Consider the following 2917-nt stretch of genomic DNA (forward strand, 5'->3'; position numbering starts at 1 on the left):
ATGTGGTGATCCAAGTCAGAGCCACCGACGCCCATGGTGCAACGGCGGTGAACGACGTCACGGTTACGGTTACGGGTACAAATGATGGTCCGACGCTGGCGGTAGGATCATTGGCAGCAGCAGAAGACGGGGCGGCGGTAAGCGTGGATCTTTCAGCGCTTGGCGCAGATGTGGATAGCGACGACGACGGCAGCACACTGAGCTATGAGATCACGGGGCTTGTGGCCGAAGGCACGGCAAGCATCGTCGGCAGCGATCTTAGCTTTGACCCCGGCTCAGATTTTCAGGACCTCGCAGCGGGTGAGACCCGCGATGTGGTGATCCAAGTCAGAGCCACCGACGCCCATGGTGCAACGGCGGTGAACGACGTCACGGTTACGGTTACGGGTGTGAATGACGGGCCTGTGGTGGTGATAGCCGCGCCAACTCAAACCGTTCTCGACTTCGATTCCGGGACAACTTCAGTCAATTCCATTTCTGGTTCCTTTGCCGACGGGACATATCTTCAGGATGGGTTTTCCGTTGGATGGACGATGGAGAATTACGGGTATAACTATCCGGGTGGGACCGAAGTTCGTGTTTCCGATGTTGCCATTGTTCCGATCCAAGATTTGAACGGTTCTGGTGACAATGAGTTCGGAGTATTTGACGAAGTTCAGGTCAATTCAGCGGAATACAACGACGGATATTTCTACCTGACCTCGGATGATGGCGGCCCAATCTCGATCGCTGGCTTTGATCTTACGAATGACGATGGGCTGAATGGCGAATATGGCTATGTCAACCTGTATGGCTTCAGCGGCGACTTGTTCATCGAAGCCATAAATCAAGACGATGGGTTGGATGTCTGGTCGTTAGAAATCTATGACAACGTCAATTCCATCTCAATCATTAGTGACACAGCCGCCAGTTACCAAGATGTCTTGGATGCGTTGCAAAACATTGATGGCCTCAATGTACAAACTCGGGCGCTTGATTTTGGTGCCGGAAGCGGTTTTGGCAATGGGATCGGCATCGACGATATTGTAGTGACACAAGGCGCGACGGGTTCGGGCACCCATGATGTTTCAGAAACATTGACCGAAACAGAAGCAACGCTTTTCACATCGGGTCAATTTACGGTTGCAGATGTTGATCAAACGGATGTTGTCAACGTCACCTCTGTTTCGCTTGTGGCATCCGGTGCGATTGGTGACGCATCAGCGATCAACGACGCCACGTTGATGGCGATGTTCACGGTTGGCGCGAACCCAATCATTGATGGCACGATGGCCGAAGGTCAGGTGGATTGGAGTTTCGATGCGGGTACGGACGCGTTTGACTACCTTGCAGAGGGAGATAACCTGATACTGACGCTGGATGTTGTTGTCAGCGACAACGCGACTCCTCCTTTGTCGGTAACACAGCAATTGTCGATCATCGTCACGGGCACCAACGACGGCCCGACTTTGGTTTCAGGCACTGCGGAAGCACAAGAGGATGGTCCTCAAGTGACTGTCGATCTGGCCGCTCTTGCCGATGACTTGGACAGTGATGACGACGCGGCAACTCTTACGTATTCAGTTTCGACACCGCTTTCTGAAGGGGGCTATTCGATCTCTGGGTCAATTCTGACTTTCGCGACCGGCGGTGATTTTCAGGATCTGGCCCAAGGTGAAACCCGCGACGTGACAATTCAGGTCACCGTCATGGATTCTCATGGTGCCACAACTGAAAATGATGTGGTTATTACGGTTACGGGTACAAATGACGCCCCAGTTGCAACGCCCATTTATGTGGGGCAAGTTTCTGAGGACGATAACCCCCAAACGTTCAGCTTGCTTGACGGTGCCGTTGATCCCGATCTGTCCGATACGTTGAGCGTTTCGAACATTTCTGTGAATGATAGTTTCGGTGCGACTGTTGCCTTTACTGACAATATGGACGGCACAGTGACTATCGATCCCTCGATTTTCGGTGCCTTGAACGACGGGGAAACTGCCGAAGTAACTGTTCTTTTCGATGTCTCGGACGGCATTGAGACAGTTCAAAACACCGCAGTTTTGATCATTACCGGGGCAAGTGATGACGTGCCGCCAGATGCGGTAGACGACGCGCTACCCGGCACAGTGACAGACGAAAACACAGTGCATGTTATCTCGGCATCGGATGTTTTGGGCAATGACGTTGATCTCAATGGGGACACACTGACGATCACATCAGTTTCTGGTACGAGCACCCTCGGCGCAACGATCACGTTGAACGGCAACGGGTCAATCTCGTACGATCCGACGTCATCTAGCCAATTGGATGATATGGCGAGCGGCCAAATTTTGGTCGACTCCTTTACCTATACAATAACGGATGGGAACGGTGGCTTTGATACAGCAACGGTGACGTTGAACGTATCAGGCGTCAACGATCCGCCAGTTTTGACCGGAACACTCGTGGCGCAATCCGGCTTTAGCGACACCGATTTCAGTTATCAGATTCCCAGTGATTTGTTCACGGATCATGACGAAGGCGCGGCCGTTTCATATAGCGTAACGCTTCAAGATGGATCGGCGCTGCCCGGGTTTTTCGATTTTGATCCCGCGACGGGAACGATCAGCTTTGCGGCTGATGCACCTCAAGCCGGGGATGTTGGGCTGTATACGGTCTTGGTCACCGGTGCTGAACCTGATGGGCAGAGCAACTCCACTTCCTTCACGATATCAGTTTTGGATGGTGCCTTTGTCGAAGGCACCAATGGGGACGATTCTCTGGTTGGTACTATTCAAGGTGATCTCATCCTTGGCTTGGGTGGGAACGACACGATCGAAGGTCTACCCGGTGCCGACGTCCTTGACGGTGGTACGGGGTCGGATCGTCTCTTGGGCGAGGCTGGGGATGATGTTTTGCTCGGTGGTGACGGGGCGGATTCGCTTTATGGTCAGGA

The 2917-nt window shown here is 52.9% G+C and carries 1 protein-coding gene; it reads left to right on the forward strand.

What is annotated here, in order from left to right; translation table 11 throughout:
* A partial coding sequence (locus Q1A43_RS22355) for an Ig-like domain-containing protein (protein ID WP_299939049.1) occupies window positions 1–2917 on the forward strand: 2917 nt, incomplete at both ends.

Origin of the sequence: uncultured Pelagimonas sp., assembly GCF_947498515.1 — a bacterium.
Lineage (GTDB): Bacteria > Pseudomonadota > Alphaproteobacteria > Rhodobacterales > Rhodobacteraceae > Pelagimonas.